At 59.5% G+C, this 22,677-nt stretch carries 25 protein-coding genes; 6 read left to right on the top strand and 19 right to left on the bottom strand.

Annotated elements, in window-relative coordinates:
* Window positions 1-275: 275 nt before the first annotated feature.
* The 4 genes from RX717_RS01855 to RX717_RS01840 all read right to left on the bottom strand — a co-directional run bounded on the left by RX717_RS01855 (window position 276) and on the right by RX717_RS01840 (window position 3,902).
* A complete protein-coding gene (locus RX717_RS01855; protein ID WP_054328333.1) occupies window positions 276-1,502 on the bottom strand; it encodes a cation:proton antiporter in 1,227 nt (408 codons plus the stop codon).
* Window positions 1,503-1,645: 143 nt separating this feature from the next.
* Complete coding sequence (locus tag RX717_RS01850; RefSeq protein ID WP_054328334.1) at window positions 1,646-2,110, bottom strand: hypothetical protein; 465 nt, start codon at window positions 2,108-2,110, stop codon at window positions 1,646-1,648.
* Window positions 2,111-2,143: 33 nt separating this feature from the next.
* Complete coding sequence (locus tag RX717_RS01845; RefSeq protein ID WP_054328335.1) at window positions 2,144-3,412, bottom strand: ArsB/NhaD family transporter; 1,269 nt, start codon at window positions 3,410-3,412, stop codon at window positions 2,144-2,146.
* Between the two features lie 319 nt (window positions 3,413-3,731).
* On the bottom strand, window positions 3,732-3,902 hold the full coding sequence (locus RX717_RS01840) for a DUF362 domain-containing protein (RefSeq protein ID WP_054328336.1): 171 nt from the start codon (window positions 3,900-3,902) through the stop codon (window positions 3,732-3,734).
* A 312-nt stretch (window positions 3,903-4,214) separates the two neighbouring features.
* On the opposite strand from RX717_RS01840, the gene RX717_RS01835 reads away from it, so the two are divergent.
* The 5 genes from RX717_RS01835 to RX717_RS01815 all read left to right on the top strand — a co-directional run bounded on the left by RX717_RS01835 (window position 4,215) and on the right by RX717_RS01815 (window position 9,312).
* Complete coding sequence (locus RX717_RS01835) at window positions 4,215-4,670, top strand: CtsR family transcriptional regulator (RefSeq protein ID WP_054328337.1); 456 nt, start codon at window positions 4,215-4,217, stop codon at window positions 4,668-4,670.
* A gap of 52 nt (window positions 4,671-4,722) precedes the next feature.
* Entirely contained in the window at window positions 4,723-5,268 is a 546-nt protein-coding gene (locus tag RX717_RS01830) for a UvrB/UvrC motif-containing protein (RefSeq protein ID WP_054328338.1), read from the top strand.
* Window positions 5,265-6,266, top strand: a complete 1,002-nt coding sequence (locus RX717_RS01825; RefSeq protein ID WP_107631106.1) for an ATP--guanido phosphotransferase — start codon at window positions 5,265-5,267, stop codon at window positions 6,264-6,266. The genes RX717_RS01830 and RX717_RS01825 overlap by 4 nt, the downstream gene beginning before the upstream one ends.
* A gap of 51 nt (window positions 6,267-6,317) precedes the next feature.
* Window positions 6,318-8,807, top strand: a complete 2,490-nt coding sequence (locus RX717_RS01820) for an ATP-dependent Clp protease ATP-binding subunit (protein ID WP_107631107.1) — start codon at window positions 6,318-6,320, stop codon at window positions 8,805-8,807.
* A gap of 280 nt (window positions 8,808-9,087) precedes the next feature.
* Window positions 9,088-9,312, top strand: a complete 225-nt coding sequence (locus RX717_RS01815; protein ID WP_054328342.1) for a helix-turn-helix domain-containing protein — start codon at window positions 9,088-9,090, stop codon at window positions 9,310-9,312.
* A 54-nt stretch (window positions 9,313-9,366) separates the two neighbouring features.
* Here RX717_RS01815 and acrA read toward each other — a convergent pair whose 3' ends face one another.
* The 3 genes from acrA to RX717_RS01800 are packed head-to-tail and all read right to left on the bottom strand — an operon-like array spanning window position 9,367 to window position 12,471.
* Window positions 9,367-10,476 carry an acryloyl-CoA reductase electron transfer subunit beta gene (gene acrA, locus RX717_RS01810; RefSeq protein WP_054328584.1) on the bottom strand — a complete coding sequence of 370 codons (1,110 nt, stop codon included), beginning with the start codon at window positions 10,474-10,476 and terminating at the stop codon, window positions 9,367-9,369.
* 21 nt (window positions 10,477-10,497) lie between these two features.
* Complete coding sequence (acrB, locus tag RX717_RS01805; RefSeq protein ID WP_054328585.1) at window positions 10,498-11,298, bottom strand: acryloyl-CoA reductase electron transfer subunit gamma; 801 nt, start codon at window positions 11,296-11,298, stop codon at window positions 10,498-10,500.
* Window positions 11,299-11,319: 21 nt separating this feature from the next.
* Complete coding sequence (locus RX717_RS01800) at window positions 11,320-12,471, bottom strand: acyl-CoA dehydrogenase (RefSeq protein ID WP_054327986.1); 1,152 nt, start codon at window positions 12,469-12,471, stop codon at window positions 11,320-11,322.
* A 325-nt stretch (window positions 12,472-12,796) separates the two neighbouring features.
* Between RX717_RS01800 and asnB the strand changes: the two genes are divergently transcribed.
* A complete protein-coding gene (gene asnB / locus RX717_RS01795; protein WP_107631109.1) occupies window positions 12,797-14,383 on the top strand; it encodes an asparagine synthase (glutamine-hydrolyzing) in 1,587 nt (528 codons plus the stop codon).
* On the opposite strand, the gene pta is transcribed toward asnB, so the two are convergent.
* The 12 genes from pta to RX717_RS01735 form a co-directional block, all read right to left on the bottom strand.
* Window positions 14,297-15,268 carry a phosphate acetyltransferase gene (pta, locus tag RX717_RS01790; protein WP_054327927.1) on the bottom strand — a complete coding sequence of 324 codons (972 nt, stop codon included), beginning with the start codon at window positions 15,266-15,268 and terminating at the stop codon, window positions 14,297-14,299. The genes asnB and pta overlap by 87 nt on opposite strands.
* Window positions 15,269-15,283: 15 nt before the next feature.
* Entirely contained in the window at window positions 15,284-15,736 is a 453-nt protein-coding gene (locus RX717_RS01785; protein WP_054327928.1) for a cupin domain-containing protein, read from the bottom strand.
* A 27-nt stretch (window positions 15,737-15,763) separates the two neighbouring features.
* A complete protein-coding gene (locus tag RX717_RS01780; protein ID WP_107631110.1) occupies window positions 15,764-16,315 on the bottom strand; it encodes a BMC domain-containing protein in 552 nt (183 codons plus the stop codon).
* A gap of 5 nt (window positions 16,316-16,320) precedes the next feature.
* Window positions 16,321-16,488, bottom strand: coding sequence for a hypothetical protein (locus tag RX717_RS01775; protein ID WP_316960650.1), 168 nt, complete (start codon window positions 16,486-16,488; stop codon window positions 16,321-16,323).
* A gap of 25 nt (window positions 16,489-16,513) precedes the next feature.
* Complete coding sequence (locus tag RX717_RS01770; protein ID WP_316960527.1) at window positions 16,514-17,671, bottom strand: 4Fe-4S dicluster domain-containing protein; 1,158 nt, start codon at window positions 17,669-17,671, stop codon at window positions 16,514-16,516.
* The gene (locus tag RX717_RS01765; protein WP_107631112.1) at window positions 17,668-17,973 is read right to left on the bottom strand and encodes a EutN/CcmL family microcompartment protein; all 306 of its coding nucleotides are present in this window, start codon (window positions 17,971-17,973) and stop codon (window positions 17,668-17,670) included. The genes RX717_RS01770 and RX717_RS01765 overlap by 4 nt, the downstream gene beginning before the upstream one ends.
* A gap of 61 nt (window positions 17,974-18,034) precedes the next feature.
* Window positions 18,035-18,748, bottom strand: coding sequence for a hypothetical protein (locus RX717_RS01760; RefSeq protein ID WP_054327932.1), 714 nt, complete (start codon window positions 18,746-18,748; stop codon window positions 18,035-18,037).
* A 21-nt stretch (window positions 18,749-18,769) separates the two neighbouring features.
* Window positions 18,770-19,585, bottom strand: a complete 816-nt coding sequence (eutJ, locus tag RX717_RS01755; RefSeq protein WP_107631113.1) for an ethanolamine utilization protein EutJ — start codon at window positions 19,583-19,585, stop codon at window positions 18,770-18,772.
* Between the two features lie 27 nt (window positions 19,586-19,612).
* Entirely contained in the window at window positions 19,613-20,401 is a 789-nt protein-coding gene (locus tag RX717_RS01750; RefSeq protein ID WP_242977853.1) for an ATP-binding protein, read from the bottom strand.
* Window positions 20,402-20,440: 39 nt separating this feature from the next.
* Window positions 20,441-20,725 (bottom strand): BMC domain-containing protein, encoded by a 285-nt coding sequence (locus RX717_RS01745; RefSeq protein WP_054327934.1) that lies wholly within the window; start codon window positions 20,723-20,725, stop codon window positions 20,441-20,443.
* Window positions 20,726-20,759: 34 nt separating this feature from the next.
* Complete coding sequence (locus tag RX717_RS01740) at window positions 20,760-21,050, bottom strand: BMC domain-containing protein (RefSeq protein ID WP_054327935.1); 291 nt, start codon at window positions 21,048-21,050, stop codon at window positions 20,760-20,762.
* A gap of 43 nt (window positions 21,051-21,093) precedes the next feature.
* Entirely contained in the window at window positions 21,094-22,578 is a 1,485-nt protein-coding gene (locus RX717_RS01735) for an acetaldehyde dehydrogenase (acetylating) (protein WP_316960526.1), read from the bottom strand.
* Between the last annotated feature and the right edge of the window lie 99 nt (window positions 22,579-22,677).

Here is a 22,677-nt window from a genome sequence, read left to right as displayed (position 1 = left end):
GGCGTCAGCAAGGAAAGCTGAAAAAACTCCCTTTTAGAACAAGGCTCAAACTCAACGAAATGTCTTTACGCTCTACATATCTAAAAATCTCCAGCATCTCCTCCCTTTCAACTTCTGTTTTCCGGCCTAAGTCTGTCGCGGTCAGCCCTGCGCTTGCAATATGCAGCGAGCCAACCTGTCGGCACCCCATCGCAGTGGTACTTAAACGAACAGGGACGGAAAAATGACAGACGGACCCACAAAGACGAACAGGCCCGTCTGGTTTCCGTATCCGGTCAGTAGCGTTCTGTATTAGGCAACATTTCCGCCTCCTTGCCCGAAAGCTCGGTATTCGCCGGCGTCTGCCGCCGCATGCCGATCTTGAGCAGAATCGGTGTGATCAGCGTGGTTACAATAACGACCAGAACAATCGGCGGGAACATGTTTGCGTCGATCAGGCCCGCCTGCGCGCCCTTCTGCGCCACGATCAACGCGACCTCGCCGCGTGACACCATACCCAGTCCAATTGAAATCGCGTCATAGGTTTGAAAGCCCATCATCCGCGCCCCCAGCCCGCAGCCAATGACCTTGCTCAGAATCGCGACCAGCGTCAGGACGACCGCGAATACCACCAGCCGTCCGGTCAGCCCGCCCAGCTCGGTCTTGATGCCGATGGAGGCGAAAAACAGCGGCGAGAACATCATATAGCTCAGCACATTCAGCTTACTGGCCGCGTATGCGCGCGTATTACTGATATTGCACAGAATCAATCCCGCGAAATATGCGCCTGTGATATCCGCGATGCCGAAAAAGCGCTCTGCTACAAAGCTGAGCAGGAAGCAGAACACCAGCGCATAAATAGCCAGTCGGCGGTGATGCCCCCACAGCTTATCCATTTTGATGAACGCCTTGTGCATGACAATACCGATCAGGCAGAGGAACACGAAAAACGCCGCGATCCGCACAAATACCATCATCGGCTGGACGGTCGGATCGGTAAAGCCCGTCAACACGGTCAGCACGATGATGCCGAGGATGTCATCAAGCACCGCCGCGCCCAAAATGGCCGTACCCACCTTGCTTTTGAGCTTGCCGAGCTCCCGCAGCGTCTCTACCGTGATAGAAACAGAGGTCGCTGTCAGCACGACGCCGGTGAACGCCGCTTTTATCATATTCTGGGTATCCGCCGGATCATTTTCCAGCAGCAGATAACAGGCGACGCCGCCGATAAACGGCACAATCACACCAATCAGCGCAATTACAAAGGATGCCAAGCCCGTGGATTTCAGCTCATCCAGCTCGGTGTCCAAACCAGCGCTGAACATCAGGAGGATCACCCCAATTTCCGCGGTTTTGATCAGAAAATCATTCTCCCCCACCAGTCCCAAGCAGCTTGGTCCCAGAATCACGCCCGCGACCAGTGCGCCCACCACCTGCGGCATATGGACACGCTCTGACGTCAGGCCGAAAATCTTTGTAAATAGCAGGATAATCGCAATGGTCAGGAGGAAATCATAGGACACGAGTCTCCACCCCTCTCAGTCTTAAAAAAACATCTATCTATCATTATAGCGTTTTTTTCAGTTTCATCCAGCCTACCTGTCAAAAAAAAGACAAAAAAGATCAACAAAAGAGCTTCTGCATTTTTGTGCAGAAGCTCTTTTGTTCATTCTTCAATCTTGGGCGCGCGATCATGGATGTCCTTGATCTTATGCAGGCCGCTCTGGATCGTCTGATAAATACTGTCCAGATCCTCCGGCGTAACATTGCGCTCCAGAAAGAGCAGCTCTACCGCATGGGAAAACAGGACCATCGCATTAGTCGTATCGAGAAACTTCGGGAAGTTATGAGAATTCTGGGCATTGCGGAACTTCCGGATATCTTTCCGGATGAACTCCACAACCTCCTGCGCGCTGGTAAAATCGCCATGCGAGATCGGGTAGGGCGTCACGCGCTGTAGAAAATAGCGGTCGCGCTTGGTCACGTCAAACACATAGGTGACGCACAGATCCTCCGAAAGCTCAAATTTAGCAATATATAGTATCCCGTTCCTGATCTCCTTGATGGAGGATGCGCCGAGCTGACGCAGGCTGGCATTGATAATATCGCCGGAAAAGCTGCTTGTAATCATATGATCTCCCTCTTTCTCGATCTGTTTTATCTATCAATGAAAACGAACAAGCAGGAATACGGTTGAAATAACGACCGACAGCAGCATTATCGGAAAGCCCACCTTCAGGTAGCTTGCAAACGTAATCGGGTGGCCATGCTTTGCCGAAATGCCCGAAAGGACAACATTTGCCGACGCGCCAATCAGCGTGCCGTTGCCGCCGAGGCAAGCGCCCAGTGACAGCGCCCACCAGAGCGCCGTTACGTCCATTCCTTCCGCCTGCATGGAGAGGATCAGGGGGATCATCGTCGCGACAAATGGAATATTGTCCAGAAACGACGAAAACAATGCCGACCCCCATAGGATCAGGATCATCAGCAGCATAGCGTTGCCGTCAGTCACCGTGACCAAAGCGTTGCCGAGCGCCGTGATCACACCGGTCTGAACCATGCCGCCGACGACAACGAACAGCCCTGTGAAGAACAGGATCGTGGACCATTCCACGCCCAGTACAATTTCCTCAGTCTCCTGGCCACCAATCAGTAACATTATTGTAGCACTTGCCAGAGCGATAATGCAAGAGTCCACGCCCAGGGTGGAATGGAAAACAAAGCCCAACACCACCAGAATAATCATCACAATACTTTTTATCATCAGCGGTCGATCCTTGATCGACTTGTTTTCGTCCAGGCGCATGACCGCCGCCATCTTATCGGCTTCCACCACCATACGGCGCCCGTACATAAAATAGAAACAAACACAGACCGCCGCCATGATAAAGAACACCGCCACACCGGTATTCATAATAAAATCCACAAAGCTCAGCCCTGCCTGCGAGCCGATCATAATATTCGGCGGGTCGCCGATCAGGGTCGCCGTACCGCCGATATTGGATGCCAATATCTGCGTCAGCAGGAACGGCACCGGATTCAGCCCCAGGATACCCGCGATCGAAATTGTCATCGGGCCGACCAGCAGCACGGTCGTCACGTTATCCAGAAACGCGGACAGCACGGCCGTCAGTACTGCAAACAGCAGCATAATCCGCCAAGGGTTGCCTTTTGCGAGCTTTGCCGATTTAATTGCCACATATTCAAATAGGCCGGAGTTTCGCACCACCGCCACGAACAACATCATGCCGATCAGCACGCCGATGGTGTTAAAATCGATATAGCCGACCGCGTCATCCACCGTAAGTACATGTAGGCACACAAGCAGGACGCCGCCCGCCACCGCCGCCACCGTGCGGTGGATTTTTTCCGTCACGATCGCAGCCATGACCGCCAAAAAAACAACGACAGAAAGGATCTGCATAGTGTCCATTTTCTTACCCCCTTCTTATGCGTCGGTTGTCTTTCCCAGCGCACAGCTCTCAATTTTTATTACGACATATTATAGCGCCGTTTTTCTCCATTTTGCAATGTGTATTTTCTCCTGAATTACTCGGAATTCGTGTGAAAGTTTGGTCATTTAGTGACAAAGCATCCCCCCTTTCTTTACGTTTTTTTAACACATCGCCCTTTTGTCCGGTGATGCGCACACGCTTTCCGAGGCGCGGCGTACCCCCTCACCGCAGGCAAAAAAAGACCCCGCTCCGAATGGAGCGGGGTCTTACTTTCGCTTTTAAGTAAGTTAAAAAAACTTAGCCCTGCGAAATCGCGCCTACCGGGCAGGAACCTGCGCAGGAACCGCAATCGATGCAAGCGTCCGCGTTGATCTCGTACTTGCCGTCGCCTTCAGCAATAGCGCCTACCGGACACTCGCCCGCGCAAGAGCCACAGCTAATGCATGCGCCACTGATAACATATGCCATTGGTATTGCACCTCCAAAAGTATTTTACACACTTATTGTAACACAAGATAAGAAAAAATCAACAAAAACAGACGGTTAGTTATCGGTAACTTTTCACACATATATAAAATAGGTGTGATTATCCAAAAAAAGTTAGAAAAAATTTGTTTTAACGAGAAATCCTGAGAAAACCCTCTGTTTTCCTATTCTGTTTCTCTGCAAAGGTCAAATTTAGTCAGAAAAAATCCTTGCTTTTTCATCAGTCATCTTCTATAATAAAATCAAAGGTCAGGAAAGGTCAAACGAAAATCCCTGGCTTAAGGAGTGACCACCATGAAAATGTCAGATATCATCGCCGACTTTATCGGAGAGATGCTATCAGAGGGCGGCGGCGTGGCGGAGGTGCAGCGCAAAAGCCTGGCGGACCGGTTTTCCTGTGTTCCCAGCCAGATTAATTATGTGATCGAAACGCGCTTCACGCCGGAACACGGCTACTTGGTCGAAAGCCAGCGCGGCGGCGGCGGCTATATCCGCATCGTCCGTCTGCTGGACGATAAGCAGCGCACGCTGCTGGAAGCCGCGCGCGGCATCGGCGGACGGCTGACGCAGAATGACGCGGCCCGCCTGACACGGGCGCTGGTTTCCGCTGAGCTGCTCACCCAGCGCGAGGGACAGCTTCTGCTCTCTGCCTGTTCGGACGGCGCGCTGGCGGAGGTCGAAAAATCCGACCGCGACCGGTTGCGCGCCGCAATCTTCCGATGCGCCGTAATGGGCGTTGCAACCATCTAAATCCTGTAAAAATTTCACGATACACCATCCTCTTTGAAAGGAGAAACGACTTATGAAATGCGAAAAATGCGGCAAGAATGAAGCGACCATGTATTATAAGGAAACTATCAACGGCGTCACGCGCGAGATGCACCTGTGTCCGGAATGCGCGCAGAAAGAAAACCTTGGCGGCACGTTTGAAAACGCGTTCCAGTCCATGAACCATTTCTGGAGCGATCCGTTCCATTCGTTCCTTGGCGGCGGCTTCGGCAGCCTGTGGAACGATATGCTCGGCACGGCGGCACCCACCTCCACCCTGCTCGGCACCGAGCGCAAATGCCCGACCTGCGGCATGACCGAAAGCGAGCTGCGGCAGACCGGCCGTGTGGGCTGTCCGGATTGCTACAGCACGTTCGCGGATATCCTGAACCCGTATGTGCGCAAGCTCCACGGCGCGGACCGCCACATTGGCACGGCGCCGGCCGCACCGGAGCAGCCGCAGGCCGATCCGGTCGAAGCCCTGCGCGCGCAGCTCAAGGCGGCGGTGGAAAGCGAGGATTATGAGCAGGCCGCGCGCCTGCGCGACGAGATCCGCAGAATGGAGGGCGAGCAGAAATGAGCCTGTTTTCATTACACGGCGGCTTCACCGGTTTGGCCGCCTCCAGCCGTGTCAGGCTGGCGCGCAACCTCAAGGGGTACCCGTTCCGGCTGACGCCGGCGCAGCACAGCGAGATCGCGGACAAGGTGTTTTCCGCGCTGCGCGGCAACCCTACCATTGGGCCGGAATTCGAAAAAAAGCAGATCATTCCCCGCTCGACCGAAGCGTCCCAGCTCGTCGAGGAGCATCTGATCTCCCCCGAGCTGGCGCGAAACGGCGGATGGCTGATCGTCTCCCGTGATGGCGGCGTGTCCATCATGGTCGGGGAGGAAGACCATCTCCGCTTGCAGGTCATCGGCACGGGCCTGTGTCCCAAGGAGTGCCTGGAAACCGCCAACCGCATCGCGGCGCTGATCGAAGCCACCCTGCCATTCGCCTATGACGAGCGGCTGGGCTACCTGACCGCCTGCCCGACCAATGTCGGCACCGGCCTGCGCGCCTCTATCATGCTGCATCTGCCCATGCTGACCGCCACCGGCGGCATCAACCAGTTGGCCGGCTATGCCGGCAGCCGCGGATGCGCGATACGCGGTGCCTACGGCGAAGGCTCCCAAGCGGTCGGCGGTTTTTATCAGATTTCCAACCAGATCACGCTGGGCGCTTCCGCAGCCGAGCTGACCGATAAACTGGTTGAGACCGCGACCGCGATCATCGACGCGGAAAAGAAGGCGCGCGAACAGGTGCGCAGCCAGAACGAAGCCGCGCTGCGGGACCGCGTCTGCCGCGCCGCCGGCACGCTGCGTTCGGCTTACCTGATCGATACAGGCGAAGCCATCCAATGTATTTCGGACGTACTGGTCGGCCTGCAGATGGGTCTGCTGTCCGGCGTGGAGCCGCAGGTACTTTACGGGCTGGAACAGCGCATCCGGCCGGCCATGCTGACCGGCGCGCCGCAGGAGCGCGACCAGAAGCGCGCCGCCCTGCTGCGCGAGACCGCGCAAAGTCTGCGCTTCGCGTGAGCTTTCCTTATTCACTTTCCATTTCCCACCCCCTGAAAGGAGTGTTGACTTATGTTTTATCAAAACCGTTTCACCGAACGTGCCCAGAAAGCCCTGACGCTGGCGCAGGAAGCCGCCGGCTCTTTCGGCCACAGTTATATCGGCTCGGAGCATCTGCTGCTCGGCCTGCTGCGTGAGGGCGGCGGCCCTGCCGCCAAAGCGCTTGCCGCGGCGGGCGTGACCGAGGATGCACTGGTGAAGCAGATCGAGGACCTGTCCGGCCGCGGCGCACCCGACAGCGCCGCGCCGCAGGGCATGACCCCGCGCACCAAGCGCATCATCGAGCTGTCGCTGCAGTCTGCGGGCCAGATGGGGACCAATTACGTCGGCACCGAACACCTGCTGCTCGGCATCCTGCGCGAAGGGCAGAACGTGGCGTTGACCGCGCTGGCCAACCTCAAGGTCACGCCGCAGACGCTGGCAGAAAAGCTGAGCGAAACGCTCGGCGGCGCACAGCAGGGCGGCTTTGCGGAAGCAGGCGCGACTGGCGGCGCTTCGGATAAGGACGCTCTTACCCAGTTCGGCCGCGACCTGACTGCCGCCGCCAGGGAGGGCAAGCTCGATCCGGTCATCGGCCGCGCCAAGGAAATCCAGCGCGTGATCCAGATCCTGTCCCGCCGCACCAAAAATAATCCGGCGTTGATTGGCGATCCGGGCGTTGGCAAGACCGCCGTTGTCGAGGGCCTCGCGCAGAAGATTGTGGCGGGCGACGTGCCGGAAACGCTCAAAAACAAGCGCGTGATCTCGCTCGACCTGACCGGCATGATCGCTGGCACCAAGTACCGCGGCGAGTTCGAGGAGCGCATCAAAAAGGTTATCGAGGAGCTGACCGCCAAGAAAGACACCATCCTGTTTGTCGATGAGATGCACATGCTGATGGGCGCGGGCGCCGCCGAGGGCGCGGCGGACGCGGCAAACATCCTCAAGCCCGCACTATCCCGGGGCGAGGTGCAGGTCATCGGCGCGACCACGCTGGATGAGTACCGTAAAAACATCGAAAAGGACGCCGCGCTCGAGCGCCGCTTCCAGCCCGTGCAGATCGACGAGCCGACGCCGGAGGACGCGGTCGAGATCCTCAAGGGCCTGCGCGACCGGTATGAAGCACACCACCGCATCAAGATACCGGACGAGGCGATCGATGCCGCGGTCAAGCTGTCCGTGCGTTATGTGACCGGCCGCTATCTGCCGGACAAGGCGATCGACGTGATCGATGAGGCATGCTCGCGTGTGCGCCTGTCCACGTTGACCGCGCCGCCCGACCTGAAAGCGCTGGAGGACGAAATCGCCGCCGTCGCCGCGAAAAAGGAGGAGGCTGTCAAGAGCCAGGACTTCGAAAACGCCGCCAAGCTGCGTGATGAAGAAAAGCAAAAGCGCGAAGCGCTCGAAGCACGCAAAAAGGAATGGTCTGAACAGCAGACCAAAACGCACGGCGCGGTCACGGCGGATGATATCGCCGCTGTGATCTCCGGCTGGACAGGTGTCCCCGTCGCCCAGCTTACGGAGGACGAGGGCCAGCGCCTGCTGCACTTGGAGGACACGCTGCACCAGCGCGTGATCGGCCAGGACGAGGCCGTTACCGCGGTCGCAAAGGCCATCCGGCGCAGCCGTGTCGGTCTGCGTGACCCCAAGCGCCCGATCGGCTCGTTCCTGTTCCTCGGCCCCACCGGCGTCGGCAAGACCGAGCTTTCCAAGGCGTTGGCCGAAGCCATGTTCGGCGACGAAAACGCCATGATCCGCATTGATATGTCCGAATATATGGAAAAGCATGCGGTTTCCCGCATGATCGGTTCGCCTCCGGGCTATGTGGGCTACGACGAGGGCGGCCAGCTCTCGGAGAAGGTGCGCCGCCACCCGTACTCGGTCGTGCTGTTCGACGAGATCGAAAAGGCACATCCGGATGTGTTCAATATTCTGCTACAGATTCTGGAGGATGGCGTATTGACGGACGGCCAGGGCCGGCACATTGACTTTAAGAATACCATCATCATCATGACGTCGAACATCGGCGCGCAGAAGATCACAGGCCATACCCGCAAGTCGCTCGGTTTTGCCGCGGACGGCGCGAGCGATGCCGAACGCACCTTCGAACAGATTAGGGAGGATGTGCTCGGTGAGCTGAAGAACGCGGTCCGGCCGGAATTCCTCAACCGTATCGACGACATCATCGTGTTCAACCGCCTGACCGAGGAGGAGATCGCTCAGATTGCGGACGGTATGCTGCGGCAGGTCGCCGAACGCATGCAGGATATGCAGATCGTCATGGACTGGACCGACGCCGCGAAAAAGCATCTTGCCAAGGCCGGCTTCGATCCGATATATGGCGCGCGGCCGCTGCGCCGCGCGGTCACAAACGAGGTGGAGGATCTCGTTGCCGAGCAGTCCCTTGAGGGCCGCATCAAGGCGGGCGACCATGTAACGCTGGACGTCGCGGATGACAGGCTGACGCTGGCGCAGCAGGCTCCTGCCGAATCAAATCCCAGCGAAAGCGCAAAGGACGCATAACCCTTGACTAAAAAATCCCGATCCATATGGATCGGGATTTTTTTGCGTAAAAACTACCCTGCGAATCGCTATTGCTGTCTCATCAGCGTTTTTCCACCAAAATAAGCACGATGTTTAATACCCCAAACACAAGCAGGCTGAGAATAACCGATACGCTCCCCATTAAACGACTCCCCCTTTATTCCTTGCTTATTATATAACATTTTGTTTTATAAATCAATATAACAATTCGTTTTGCGTACACTTGAATATAGCCATTTCTTCTAAAAGAGGAGCAACTATGTACGCACGAATCAGAAATTTACGCGAGGATGCCGACCTGCTGCAAAGGGACATTGCACAAATATTAAACTGCACACAGGTTTGCTACTCCAACTATGAGATGGGGAAACGCGATATCCCCACCGACGTTCTCATTAAGCTGGCGAATTTTTATCATACCAGCGTGGACTATCTGCTCGGAGAAACCGATGTGCGTGCGCCCTACCCCAAAAATCATAAATAAGTAGTAAAAAAGCCCCTGTCCAATGGACAGGGGCTTTCGCTTAAGCTCTGTTTTTTACTTAGCAGCTTTAGCAGCCTTGATAGCGTCGATCATCATGGGAACGACCTTGAACAGGTCGCCGCAGATGCCGTAGTCGGCAACGTCAAAGATCGGCGCGCCATCAGCCTTGTTCACCGCGATAATGCACTCGGAATCCTGCATGCCGGCCTTGTGCTGGATCGCTCCCGAAATGCCCAGCGCAATGTACAGCTTCGGATGTACCGTCTTGCCCGTCTGGCCTACCTGGTGGTCCGCCGTCAGCCAGCCCGAGTCGATCGCCGCACGGCTGCCGCCTACTACGCCGCCAAACTCCGACGCCAGCTCTTCCGCCAGCTTGATGCCCGTCTCTACATCCTTCGAGATGCCGCGGCCTACCGATACCACTACCTCTGCACCCGTCAGGTCTACCAGCTCCTTGGCTTCCTTTACGACCTCAAGCACCTTGGTCTCGATGTCCGCTTCGCTCAGGCTGATGCTCAGCTTCTCTACCACTACCGCATTCGCCTTCGCTTCGTCGTACTCGCTCTTCTTCAGCACGCCCGGGCGAACCGTCGCCATCTGCGGACGGAAACGCGGGCAGATGATCGTCGCCATCAGGTGTCCGCCGAACGCGGGACGCGTCATCTTCAGGTTGCGGTCAGAGCGGTCCAGCGCGTCGATCTGCGCCTCCGGCAGCGTCGACGCTTCCTTCAGGAACGCCGCGTACTTCTCCACATCTACGTCCAGATGCGTGCAGTCTGCGGTCAGGCCCGTGTGCAGACGCGCAGCGCAGCGCGGACCCAGGTCTCGGCCGATGTTCGTCGCCGCGATCAGCATGATCTCCGGCTTCTTCTCCATTACCGTGTCGCAGATTACTTTCGCGTATGCGTCCGTCGTGTAGGTCTCCAGCAGCGGCGAATCCGCGATGTATACCTTGTCCGCTCCGTATGCGCCAAGCTCCTTGGCCATTCCGTCTACGTCCTTGCCCAGCAGCAGGCCGCACAGCTCTACGCCCATGTCGTCCGCCAGTTTGCGCCCCTCGCTCATCAGCTCAAGCACCGTCGGCTGCAGCTTGCCCTGGCGCTGCTCACAGAATACCCAAACCCCGCTGAAATCGGCCAGATTGGTGTTGTTAAATTCAGCCATTGTTCATTATTCCCCTTTCCTTCAGATGATGTGCTTCTTCAGAAGCTCCGCCGCGAGGGTCTCGCACGTCGCCTTGTCCGCGCCCTCAAGCATCTTGCCCTTGCCCTTCTGCGGCGGCGTAAACGACTTGAAGATGTTCGTCGGCGACCCCTTCAGACCGATCGTGGTGGGATCGATCAGCGGATCATCCTTCAGGGTGTTGTAATCATATACCGCCACCGGCTTGGCGTAGCAGTCCATGATCCCGCTCAGCGACATATAGCGCGGTGCGTTCAGCTCCTTGATGCACGTCAGCAGGCACGGCGTCTTCGCCTGGATGGTCATGTACCCGTCCTCCAGCATGCGCTTGACGGTTACCGTGTTGCCTTCCTTCTTGATGTCCGCCGCGTACGAAATCTGGGGTACGCCCAGCTTCTCCGCGATCTGCGAGCCTACCTGCGCCGTATCGCCGTCGATCGCCTGCCGTCCGCAGAATACGATATCGTCGTCCTCTAGGCCCACCTTCTTCACTGCCGCCGCGAGGATCTGCGAGGTCGCGAAGGTGTCCGATCCGCCGAACTCACGGGCCGATACCAGCACCGCCTCGTCCGCGCCGCGCGCCAGCAGCTCACGCAGCATGCCTTCCGCCGGCGGGGGACCCATCGTGATTACAACTACCTTGCAGCCCGTCTCATCCTTCAGCTTCAGCGCCGCTTCTACCGCGTTCAGGTCGTCCGGATTCGTGATCGTTTCCATCGACGCTCGGTTCAGCGTCCCGTCCGGATTCACCGCTACCTTGCCGGAGGTATCCGGAACCTGCTTTACACATACGATTGCTTTCATAGTTCTGTTCTCCTCCTTTTCTTAGCGCAGTACCTGACCAGCGATGACCATTCTCTGAACCTGAGAAGTACCCTCGTAGATCTCGGTGATCTTGGCGTCACGCATCATGCGCTCCATCGGGTACTCACGGATGTAGCCGTAACCGCCGTAAATCTGCACGCACTTGGTGGTAACGTCCATAGCGACCTCGGAAGCGTACAGCTTAGCCATAGCGGCTTCCTTGGTGAACGGCAGGCCAACATCGTGGTTGAACGCCGCGCGGCGGACGAGCAGGCGGGCAGCGTCGATCTGGGTGTACATATCGGCTACCATCCACTGCAGGCCCTGGAACTTATCCAGCGTCTTGCCGAACTGTACGCGCTCTTTCATGTACTGGATCGCCTTGTCCAGCGCGCCCTGCGCGATGCCGAGCGCCTGAGAAGCGATACCGATACGGCCGCCGTCCAGCGTCATCATCGCGATCTTGAAGCCGCCGTTTTCCTTGCCCAGCAGACGGTCCGCCGGCAGGTGTACGTCTTCAAAGATCAGCTCTGCGGTCTGCGAGCCGCGAATGCCCATCTTGTGCTCGATCTTGCCGATCGAGAAGCCCGGGTCATCTTTATCTACGATAAAGGCGGAAATGCCCTTGTTGCCCTTTGCTTTGTCGGTCATGGCGAAAACGACATAAGTATCCGCGCGGCCGCCGCCGGTGATGAACACCTTGGTACCATTGAGGATGTAGGAACCGTCTTCCTGCTTCTCAGCGATGGTCTGCTGTGCCGCGGAATCGGTACCGGCATTAGGCTCGGTCAAACCGAACGCGCCAACCTTCGCGCCTTCCTTGGGCTCGATCAGCGGGCGGAGCCATTTCTCCTTCTGCTCCGGCGTGCCGAACGCGTAAATCGGCCAGGCGCCCAGCGTGCCGTGCGCAGAAATGATCGCGCCGGTCGTACCGCAGACGCGGCTGATCTCTTCGATCGCGATCGAATAGCAAACGTAGTTGCCGCCGGAACCGCCGACTTCCTTGGGGAACTGAATGCCCATCAGGCCGTACTTCATCAGCTTCTGGACAGTCTCTTCCGGATAGCGCTCCTGCTCGTCGATCTCCGCGGCGATCGGCTCAACTTCGTTAAGCGCGAACTCGCGGCACATCTTCTGGAACAGTGCTTCTTCTTTTGTAAGCCTAAAATCCATGCCATATACCTCCCAAAAAAATTCGCAGGTGAACAGAAAAACACAGCGCCGGACACCATAGGTATCAAGCGCCGCATCCACCGACACCCAACTTTGGAGCATGTCTACTTCTATTATACTGTTTGGCCGCAATATGTCAAGGATTTAACAGACTTTTGCCTGAGAATTTCGCCCCGCATTTTTGTGCAGATTGGATTTTTTACCCCTCGTTAATTTGCCGTTTCAGTCTCCGTTTTGTAATCATCTATCGTGCGTCTGGGCGCATATCCGGACGCATACCGGCATAAAAAGGATGGAAGACCAAAATTTTAAGGAGGAAAAGCCTATGTGTGGAATCGGAGGCTTTGTCGATTACGAACATGATACACGCGGCTATGGGCCGGTCGCGGAGCGCATGAAACGCACGCTCGCGCCGCGCGGGCCGGACGCGGAGGGGCAGTTCTGCGATCTGGACGCGATGCTCGTCCACCGCCGCCTGATCGTTATCGATCCGGACGGTGGCCAGCAGCCCATGACATCGTCCGACGGGAATACTGTCCTGATTTATAACGGAGAGTTATATAATACCGAGGATATCCGGCACGAGCTTATCCTGCGCGGCCATCGGTTTGCCGGGCATTCGGATACCGAGGTTGTGCTGCACGCCTTTCTGGAATGGGGTACGGATGCATTCCCGCGGCTCAACGGGATTTTTGCTTTCGCCATCTGGCAGAAAGCCGAGCGCCGCCTGACCCTTTGCCGCGACCGGCTGGGCGTCAAGCCCCTGTTTCTCGCGCATACGGGCGGCGGGCTGGTGTTCGGCTCGACCATCGGTACGGTGCTGTGCCATCCGGAGGTCGAACCTGTGATCGACGAGGACGGCCTGCGCTCCCTGCTGCTGCTCGGTCCGGCGCGGCCGCCCGCTTCCGGCGTGTTCCGGCAGATCGACTCCCTACTGCCCGGCCACTATGCCATCCTTACCCCCGAGCATTATACGGACGCCGCATACTGGAAGCTGGAGGCGCATGAGCATCCGGACGACTTGGAGGCCACAATCGAGCGCACGCGGGAGCTGATCTGCGACGCGGCGCAGCGCCAGCTCGTATCCGACGTGCCGCTGGCCTGCTTCCTGTCCGGCGGGCTGGATTCCTCCATCCTGTCCATGCTGGCCGCCAGGGACTACGCCGCGCGCGGCGAAACCCTGCACACCTGGTCGGTCGATTACCGCGACAACGACAAGTATTTTACAAAAAGCAGCTTCCAACCAAACAGCGACAACGCGTATATCAAAATGATGGCGGATGCGCTTCATACTGCGCACCATAACGTTGTCATTGAACCGGAGGCGCTGTGCGCCGCGCTTCTGCCCGCGACCGACGCCCGCGATCTGCCCGGCATGGCGGACGTGGATTCCTCGCTGCTGCTATTCTGTGCGGAGGTGAAAAAAGGCGGCACGACCGTATGCCTTTCCGGAGAGTGCGCCGACGAGCTGTTCGGCGGCTATCCCTGGTACCACCGCGAGGAGATCCTGTTCGAGGACACGTTCCCGTGGTCCCGATCGGTCGGGCTGCGGCTCGGCCTGCTCGCACCGGACGTGGTGCGAGATGGGGCGGCGTTCGTCCGCGAGCACTATCTTTCCACCTGCCGCCGCGCAGAAAAGCTGCCCTCGGACAGCAAAAAGGACGCGCGCATGCGCGAAATGTTCGTTCTCAATCTGGACTGGTTTATGGCGACCCTGCTGGAAGGCAGCGTTGCGGGAGGATACGGCCGGCGGTATCCGCGTTGCAGCCGCGCGAAAAGGAAAAGAGGGGCATCCGCCCCTCTTTTTTGTATTCCCGTCAAGGCCTCACCGCAGCCCCGCCGTGATGATCGCCATATAATAGACTTCCTCCGCGTTGCAGCCGCGGGACAGGTCGTTGATCGGCGCGTTTAAGCCCAGCAGGATCGGCCCATAGGCCTCAAAGCCGCCCAGGCGCTGCGCGATCTTGTAGCCGATATTGCCGGCGTTGATATCCGGAAAGATAAAGGTGTTGGCATGTCCCGCCACCGGCAGGCCCTTGCACTTGGTCTGCGCGACCTCGGGCGATACCGCCGCATCAAACTGCAGCTCTCCCTCGATCATCAGATCGGGACGCGCCTGCTTCGCCGTTTGGGCCGCGCGGCGCATCTTGTCTACATCCTCGCCTTTTCCCGACCCCTTGGTCGAATAGGACAGGAACGCCACCTGTGGGTCAATGCCGAACAGCTTCGCGCATTCGGCGGTTTCGACTGCGATCTCGGCCAGTTCATCCTCATCCGGCTTGATATTGATTGCACAGTCCCCCATCGCCAGCAGTTCCGCGCTGCTTCCGCTCCCGCGGGTCAGGATAAAGCACGAGCCGACGATCCGGTGTCCCGGCTTGGTACGGATCAGCTGCAGCGCCGGACGCACCGTATCCGCCGTGGAATAGGTCGCACCGCCGAGCAGGCAGTCTGCCACGCCGAGCTTTACCAGCATGGTGCCGAAATAATTTCCCTTTTGCAGCAGCCCGCGGCATTCCTCAGGCGACAGCTTGCCCTTCCGCAGCTCTACCATTTTATCCACCAGCTCGTCCATACGGCGGTAGTGCAGCGGATCGACGATGCGGATATCCGCAATGTCGAAGCCGCCTGCCCGCGCGGCCTGCCGCACCTCCTGTACGTCCCCGATCAGCAAGGGCTGCAGAATGTCCTCCCGCTTGAGGCGGGAGGCAGCCTCCAGGATACGCGGGTCCGCCCCCTCAGTGAACACCAGCGTGGTATAATTCTTTTTCAGTTTTTCGATCAGCTTAGTAAACATAACAGCGCCCCTGTCTCACCAATCCGCCGGAAATACTGTATAGGCAAATTTCGCATACTGCGGCGTTGTAAAGTGGATATGGCTACCGCGCGGGATATACAGCACATCCCCTGCGTCGCCGCCTACGGTGCGGCCGTCTATGCGGATCTCCAGCCGCCCCTCCAGTACAACGTCCCATTCGTCGTAAGTGAGCGTCCATTCAAAATCCGCGCCGTCGCGCAGCTCCATGATGCCGCAGCCGATGCGCGGCGCCTCCTCGAGCGTCGCCACGTCTTTCAGGCGCACGTCATCGCGCCCCTCAAACGGCTCAAGGCGCACGGTCGGCACGCGCACGCTGAGCACGCCGCTGGGATCTACCGTTTTCTCAAAGCCGCACCCGCCGCTTTCGCTCTGCGCCGGCTTTTGCCAGCTTGTCTCGGCCAGCACCTTTTCCACAAGGCTGCGAATCAGCTCCTCGTTTACTTTCATCGTCATCCTCCCCTTTCCGCTGCCAGGTCACATCAGAGCCTCAAACACCTTGGGCGATGGGCGCGGGATAATGCTTGTGCCGACCAGCAGCTCGGCCTGCTTCCTGGCGGCGGCCACTGCGGCGCGCACCGCGCCGACATCGCCGGTCAGCGTCACATAGCCCTTGCCGCCGATCGCATAGCCGATGCGCACCTCGATCAGCTGCACATCCGCCGCCTTGGCCGCGATATCCGCGCCAATGATGGCGGACGCTACCGAATAATACTCCAAAACGCCGACCGCGCCCGGCCTTTCAATCTGCGTGGTCATGCTGATGGCCTGAATCACATCCGCGTGGATGTTGGGGATGGTCAGCGTGTCCACCACGCACTCGCCGCCCCGCTTGATTCCCTCCGTCATGGAGGCTTTCACGTCCCCTGTTTCGCCCGCGATCAGGATCAGGTATTTGCCCGGACACACCGTGGAGGAGCGGAGCAGCTCCACCGTCGCCGCCTTTACCATATAGTCACAGGTTTCGATGCCCCGCGCAATGCTGTTCAGTTCCACCATGCCGATGGCCATCCTGCTGGAAATTCCCATAGTGCTCACTCCTTCCGTCCGCGGATGCGGGCGCCTCTTTCTGTAATTTCCGTCACCACGCCCGAAATACTGGCGTGAATCTGTGCGGACAGGCCTTCCGCCGCCTGCGCCAGCACTTCGCCCCGCTCGACTGTGTCGCCGGCCTGCTTGACCGAATGCGCCGGCTTGCCGATATGCTGGGAGAACGGCAGGAATACCTCATCCGGCGTAAGAGTCCGGCAGTCGTGCGCGTGCAGACCGTAATACGCCGACAGCCCCAGCCGGCTGACCAGGCGGTCGGTCGGCGTATGGCGCTGATCGACCTCGGCTCGCGCCTGCGGCGCGCTGTCCCGCGGCACCTGAAGTCCCTTTTCCCGCAGCCAGCGCTTGACGTATTGGTTGACCTTGCGCGGCGAAAGCTGCATCGGGCAGGCGAACATTTCGCATACGCCGCAGTCGCAGCAGTTGGCTGCCTCGCCGAAAAATACGGACGTATGCCGCGTCGTCCGTTACCCCCTGCTCACGCCACAGGTTGCGCATAATCAGGTGCGGCCGAATGGCGTGGCCGATCAGGTATCGCGGACACAGGTCGGTACACATCCGGCACTGGATGCAGGCGCTGCGCGCCTGGTGACGGATTGTTTCCAGCGGCGTCGCGGCCCGCCGGAACAGATAGTGGTCACGCGGCAGCACAATGATGTTGCCCGTGGTCTTGGTTACGACCGCGCCGCGTATTTCGTCCGCGCCGGTCAACTGCCTGCCCATCATCGGCCCGCCGAGGATCAGCGCATAGTCCGCGAGCTGCGGCTCGGCCGCGCGCACGCAGTCGATGACCGGCGTCCCGATCGGTACATGCAGCATAACCGGCTCTTTCACCTCGCCCACGACCGACAGGTATTTATCCACCACCGGCCGTCCCTGCAGCGCGTCGTAAATATTGAGCATGGTGCCGACGTTGTCCACCACGCAGCCGACATCAAGCGGCAGGCCGCGCTCGGGGACCGAGCGTCCGGTCACCTGCTGCACCATGGTCTGTTCGTCGCCCGCCGGATAGAACGTACCCATCCGGAAGATCTCGACCGGCGCGGCCGCCGCGCGGATCGCCTCGGACAGCGCGCCGATCTCCTGTTCGTATTTGCCTTTCAGGGCAATGACCGCGCGGCCTGCGCCCAAATGCTCTTTGACCGCCAGCACCGCCTGGATGATCTGCGGCGCACAGGTGCGGCAAAGGTATTTATCCGTCTCGATCAGCGGCTCGCACTCGGCCGCGTTGACGATCAGGCACTCCGCCTTGGCGTCCAGCTTGACATGCGTCGGGAATCCGGCGCCGCCCGCGCCGACGATGCCGGCCGCCTTGATGGTTTCGGTCAGATTCATGGTTTCACCGCTTCCCTTTCCTCCAGAATACCGGGGTCGAACTCCTGATCGTCCACAATGCCGACCACGGTCGCGTCCACCGGCACCGACATATCGCCCGCCGCGCTGCGTGCCGAGCTTCCGCCGACGATGATGACCGTCTCCCCCATGCCCGCGCCGATCATATCGGCGGCCACGATGGGCGCGCGGTCCGGCGAGCCGTCCAGGATGTTGACCGGCTGCACGATCAGCAGCTTATAGCCCGCCAGCCGTTCCTCCTTGCGGGTGGCCCAGATATTCCCGATCACTTTGGCAATTTTCATATGGTTCCCCTCCTGTCGGGCATACGTTGGCGCGCCGGCGGCTCAGCCCGCGCCGCGGTTTTCAGTCCTGCCCCTTGATAATCGTGATGCCTCTGCCCGCCGCCAGGTCTTTGGCCAGCGCCGTGATGATACAGCCCGCGCCCACGCGGATGCAGGCAACGCCCTGCTTTTCCGCGTCGATCAGGTCGCGCTCGGTCAGCACCCGCTTGGCCAGCGTCTTTTCCTTTGCGTTGGACGCCTCCGCAGGCGGCACCTGTAATTTCGCCGCGGGCTGCTTTTCGGTCAGCAACTGCCCGACATCGGTCTGCGTGCAGAGAACCGCGCCGCTTGCCTGCAAAAAGTCCAGCTTTTGCTGCAGCATCTTATAGTACACCGCTGGTGCCGACTCCCGATACCGGTACAGCTCCACCCCCTCCGCGAGGATATAGACCTTTTTCCCCGCGAGGATGGCCTGCACCGCCAAACGGGTAAAGGCGCAGTCTCCCACGCCGGAAGCGATCCGGTCCAGCGCGCCGCAGCTCAGGTCGCCGAGCAGCACCGCATCGTAATCCGCCAGCTCCACGTCATACTCGCGCTGCAGGGCGCAGTCCACCCGCCATTTCCGGCGGACCGCCTCGCTCTCCAGCACGCTGTGACAGGCCGTGCCGTGCGCCTGTGTCAGGATCAGCAGGCCCTGCTTGCTCTCAGACGGGTCTGCCTGCTCCGCTCCCTCCAGCTCATGCAGTCTTGCCGTGACCCGCCGCACGATTTCCTCGACCAGCTCTGTTCGCTCCATGGCTCCCCTCCTTTCCGCTTATCACTTACAGTTCATGGCAATCCCTGCGGGCGTCACCAGAAACGGGTCGGCAGGCTTTACCGTCCGGATGCCCGTTTCCCGCGCAAAGACCTCTTCGATTCCGGTCAGGCAACAGGTGCCGCCGCACAGGTAGAGTGTTTCCGTTTCTGTTTTATCGACATATCGTTTTACGATCGCCGCCATTTTTTCCACAACGGGTCTGACCACGGGAAAGATCTCCTTATGACGCGCGTAGTCCTGCTTGATGGACTCAGCCTCCGCGAAAGGGATATGATAGTTGCCCGCCAGCACCAGGGTCAGATGCGTGCCGCCGGTCGGCTCATCCTCGATGCGGACCACCTTTCCCTCCCGCAGGACGGCCAGGCCGGTCGTGCCGCCGCCGATATCCACCACCACGCCGTTGTCGATCTGGTAGACCGCGTTCGCAGCGGTCGGCTCATCCAGCACGGCGGTCACTTCAAACCCCGCGCCCTCGGCCACATACTGATGTGTCCGCGCGCTCGACTCCGTCCCCGCCGGCATGGCGATGGCGCACCGTTCCAGCTCCCTGCCAAGCCGCTGCTCCAGTCTGCGCTTCAGCTCGCGCACGATCTGCAGCGCGCCGAGGTAATCGACCACCACGCCGTCCCGCAGCACCGAGGCCGCCTGCTTTTCGCACGCCACAGGATTATCCGCCCCGTCCAGCACGACCAGCACGATATAGGCCGTACCCAGGTCCAGCCCCACCTTCATTTCTCCGTCAGCCGGCGGAAAGGTGGTATGCTCCGACGCGCTCACGCGGGCCATATAGTCGTTAACGCGCTCCATATCCATCATTTGTTCCAGCGCTCCTTCCGTTTTCCGCTATGCCCCATATTGTCCGGCCAGATAACGGCACATCATAATGTGCAGCGCGCTGGACATACGGTTTAGTTCTTCGATCAGATCCTCTCTGGTGCATTTCGCGCCCTCGCGAAACGCCAGCGCCGCCGCGACCTCGGTCTCCCGCACCGCGGCGCGCAGGCTGTTGAGCAGGGCGAAATCGCGCCCCATGGTATACTCGGGCAGCGTCATCGCCTTGACGCCGAAAAAGCGCTGCGGGTCGTGCGACTGCTCCCGCAGGCCGGCGTGTGTCAGTCCGATCAGCGTTTCCATGGTGAACGGCTCATCGAGCACGTCGCAACGCATCACCTCGCGCAGCGCGTGCAGCAGGTCGTTCAGGTCCTCCAGCAGCTTTTCGCTGCCTCCGCGTCCGCTGATCTCGGTCTGCGCCAGCACGACAGACGCCTGCAGCGCGTCCAGCCTGCCCCGAAACAGGATGCGCGGATGGCTTTTCTGTACCAGTAGGTTGCCCGCGAGGTGCGTCATATGCTCGGGCTTTTCCGCGTAAAACGCGCCGGTCTCATAGTCAACGAACCTCGCCGCTGCCGTCGGCACAGCCGCGGGCGCCGCCAGCGCGTTTACCACCCCTGCCGAGCAGGGGCTGGCTTTCCCCTGCCGCTCCTCCGGCACAATCTTGATTTTGCGCGTCTGAAGATACTCGCGCGCTGCCGGCGTCAGCTTCTGCCCCCTGGGTACCACATAGCTCTCCGGCTCGATCGCGTGCAGCTCATGCCGCAGCGCTGTCTCCGTGATATATTTCAAACGCTTCACCTCCTCAAGGCGGATGGGCTTCTGCCGTACCGCCGCGCCTTATTTGTCCAGAGTCGGCAGGATGTACTCCACTTCCTCATGCGGCCGCGGGATCACATGTACCGAGATCAGATCGCCCACTCGCTCCGCTGCCGCCGCGCCCGCGTCGGTCGCGGCCTTGACCGCGCCCACATCCCCGCGCACCATCACGGTCACCAGGCCGCCGCCAACGTGTACCTTGCCGATCAGCGTTACGTTTGCCGCCTTTACCATTGCATCGGCCGCCTCCACGGATGCGACCAGTCCCTTTGTCTCGATCATGCCGAGTGCCTGCATATTTGCCATGTTACCTTACTCCTTTTCTGTCGTTTTCCGCTTTTTACTGCTTATCCAGCGAGGGCAGAATATACTCCACCTCTTCGTGCGGCCGCGGGATCACATGTACCGAGATCAGATCGCCCACTCGCTCCGCTGCCGCCGCGCCCGCGTCGGTCGCGGCCTTGACCGCGCCCACGTCCCCGCGCACCATCACGGTCACCAGGCCGCCGCCGACATGTACCTTGCCGATCAGCGTTACGTTTGCCGCCTTTACCATTGCGTCGGCCGCTTCCACGGATGCGACCAGTCCCTTTGTTTCGATCATGCCGAGTGCCTGTGTCGTCGTTGCCATAATCAATTCCTCCTAAGCTTTATTGAATGGTTGATGAACCTGTTTACGCCTTTTTCATCCGGCTGACGACCATGCGGACGATCGCCTCCAGATCGGTCTCACTGATCCCGCCGCCCGTGCTCTGGCAGATGCCGTCGCTGCAGTCGGGCGCGCCCTGCCGGATATCGTCCAGCTCCCGAAGACCGTAGGCCACCTTGCGGGTATTGAGCAGCTGCATGGGGCCGACGTTTTCGCTCGTCGCCGAGCCGCCCACCGCGCCGCAGCCCAGCGTCAGCGCGGGCATGAGCGCCGTGGAGGCGCCGATACCGCCCAGCGCGGACGCGGTATTGACGATCACGCGGGAAACCGGCACGCGCTTTGCAAAATAATCGACCATCTGCTCGTCCTTGGTATGCATGGAGAACGTATGGCCCGCGCCCTCGTAGCGCAGGATCGTGCAAACCTTTTCACACACGTCCCGATAGTCCTTTCCGGTATAGAACGCAAGGATCGGCCCGAGCTTTTCATTGGAGTACGGATGGCCGCGGCCCACGCCGTCCTCACGGGCGACCAGCACGCGCGCCGACACCGGCACCCGATCCAGGCCGGCCAGCTTGGCAATGGTTTCCACGCTGCGGCCGACGATCTCCGGATTCATCGTGCCGTTGGCGCGGAGAATGAATTTGCCGAGCTTGGCGCGCTCCGCGTCGTCGAGGAAGTAGGCGCCCTGCTTTTCCATTTCGGCCTGCACCGCAGCCGCCATATCCTCGTCGCAGATAATGGACTGCTCGGAGGCGCAGATCGTACCCCAGTCAAAGGTCTTGGAATCCAGGATGCGCTTGACCGCGAGCGGCAGGTCGCAGGTCTTTTCCAGATAGGCCGGACCGTTGCCCGGCCCCACGCCGATCGCCGGCGTGCCGGAGGAATAGGCCGCGCGCACCATGGCCGAACCGCCGGTCGCCAAAATCAAAGCAACGTCGCGGTGGCGCATAAGGTTATCGGTGGCCTCCATGGTGGGAATCGTGATACAGGAGACCAGGTTCTCGTTCCCGCCCGCCTCGGAAATCGCCTGGCGGATGACCTTGACCGTCTCCATGATGCAGCGCAGTGCGGTCGGATGCGGGGAAAACACGATCGCGTTGCCCGCCTTGATCGCGATTTCGGACTTGTACAGCGCGGTGGACGTGGGATTGGTTGAGGGGATCAGACCCGCGATCACGCCCACCGGCACGGCGATGGTGCGCGTTTTATTGACCTCGTCGCGTTCAAGCTCGCCCACGGTTTTCATATCCTTGATGTATTCGTACACGCCGCGGCTGCCGAACACGTTTTTGATGACCTTGTCCTCGACCTTGCCGAAGCCGGTGTCCTCATTGGCCATTTCCGCCAGGCGCCGCGCGTTGCGCACGCCCGCGTCCGCAATGGCGCGGACAATGCGGTCCACCTGCTCCTGGGTCATGCCGGCCAGCTCCTGCTGGGCTTTTTTGGCCGCGCCGACCAGTTCACGGACCTCCTGCATGGACAGTAAATCCTTGTCATATAGCTGCATGATTCAACTCTCCTTTATCCGCGGATGCTTCCGCTTGAATTTCATTTGCCCTGATCGCGGAACGCCCGAATCGCCGCGATCAGCTGCTCCTTTTTGGCA

Source organism: Intestinibacillus sp. NTUH-41-i26 (assembly GCF_032769475.1).
GTDB lineage: Bacteria > Bacillota > Clostridia > Oscillospirales > Butyricicoccaceae > Agathobaculum > Agathobaculum ammoniilyticum.
This window is presented reverse-complemented; position numbering and strand designations above follow the sequence as displayed.

Bases quoted from the DNA above. Each gene is read 5' to 3' on its own strand.
- RX717_RS01740 (WP_054327935.1), bottom strand. From the start codon at position 21,050: ATGGCAACGACGACACAGGCACTCGGCATGATCGAAACAAAGGGACTG.
- RX717_RS01845 (WP_054328335.1), bottom strand. From the start codon at position 3,412: ATGGACACTATGCAGATCCTTTCTGTCGTTGTTTTTTTGGCGGTCATG.
- RX717_RS01825 (WP_107631106.1), top strand. From the start codon at position 5,265: ATGAGCCTGTTTTCATTACACGGCGGCTTCACCGGTTTGGCCGCCTCC.
- RX717_RS01820 (WP_107631107.1), top strand. From the start codon at position 6,318: ATGTTTTATCAAAACCGTTTCACCGAACGTGCCCAGAAAGCCCTGACG.
- RX717_RS01780 (WP_107631110.1), bottom strand. From the start codon at position 16,315: ATGGGAATTTCCAGCAGGATGGCCATCGGCATGGTGGAACTGAACAGC.
- RX717_RS01760 (WP_054327932.1), bottom strand. From the start codon at position 18,748: ATGGAGCGAACAGAGCTGGTCGAGGAAATCGTGCGGCGGGTCACGGCA.
- RX717_RS01745 (WP_054327934.1), bottom strand. From the start codon at position 20,725: ATGGCAAATATGCAGGCACTCGGCATGATCGAGACAAAGGGACTGGTC.
- RX717_RS01815 (WP_054328342.1), top strand. From the start codon at position 9,088: ATGTACGCACGAATCAGAAATTTACGCGAGGATGCCGACCTGCTGCAA.
- RX717_RS01840 (WP_054328336.1), bottom strand. From the start codon at position 3,902: ATGGCATATGTTATCAGTGGCGCATGCATTAGCTGTGGCTCTTGCGCG.
- RX717_RS01770 (WP_316960527.1), bottom strand. From the start codon at position 17,671: ATGAATCTGACCGAAACCATCAAGGCGGCCGGCATCGTCGGCGCGGGC.
- acrB (WP_054328585.1), bottom strand. From the start codon at position 11,298: ATGAAAGCAATCGTATGTGTAAAGCAGGTTCCGGATACCTCCGGCAAG.
- RX717_RS01830 (WP_054328338.1), top strand. From the start codon at position 4,723: ATGAAATGCGAAAAATGCGGCAAGAATGAAGCGACCATGTATTATAAG.
- RX717_RS01850 (WP_054328334.1), bottom strand. From the start codon at position 2,110: ATGATTACAAGCAGCTTTTCCGGCGATATTATCAATGCCAGCCTGCGT.
- asnB (WP_107631109.1), top strand. From the start codon at position 12,797: ATGTGTGGAATCGGAGGCTTTGTCGATTACGAACATGATACACGCGGC.
- RX717_RS01735 (WP_316960526.1), bottom strand. From the start codon at position 22,578: ATGCAGCTATATGACAAGGATTTACTGTCCATGCAGGAGGTCCGTGAA.
- RX717_RS01800 (WP_054327986.1), bottom strand. From the start codon at position 12,471: ATGGATTTTAGGCTTACAAAAGAAGAAGCACTGTTCCAGAAGATGTGC.
- RX717_RS01765 (WP_107631112.1), bottom strand. From the start codon at position 17,973: ATGAAAATTGCCAAAGTGATCGGGAATATCTGGGCCACCCGCAAGGAG.
- RX717_RS01835 (WP_054328337.1), top strand. From the start codon at position 4,215: ATGAAAATGTCAGATATCATCGCCGACTTTATCGGAGAGATGCTATCA.
- RX717_RS01785 (WP_054327928.1), bottom strand. From the start codon at position 15,736: ATGAAAGTAAACGAGGAGCTGATTCGCAGCCTTGTGGAAAAGGTGCTG.
- pta (WP_054327927.1), bottom strand. From the start codon at position 15,268: ATGTTTACTAAGCTGATCGAAAAACTGAAAAAGAATTATACCACGCTG.
- acrA (WP_054328584.1), bottom strand. From the start codon at position 10,476: ATGGCTGAATTTAACAACACCAATCTGGCCGATTTCAGCGGGGTTTGG.
- eutJ (WP_107631113.1), bottom strand. From the start codon at position 19,585: ATGATGGATATGGAGCGCGTTAACGACTATATGGCCCGCGTGAGCGCG.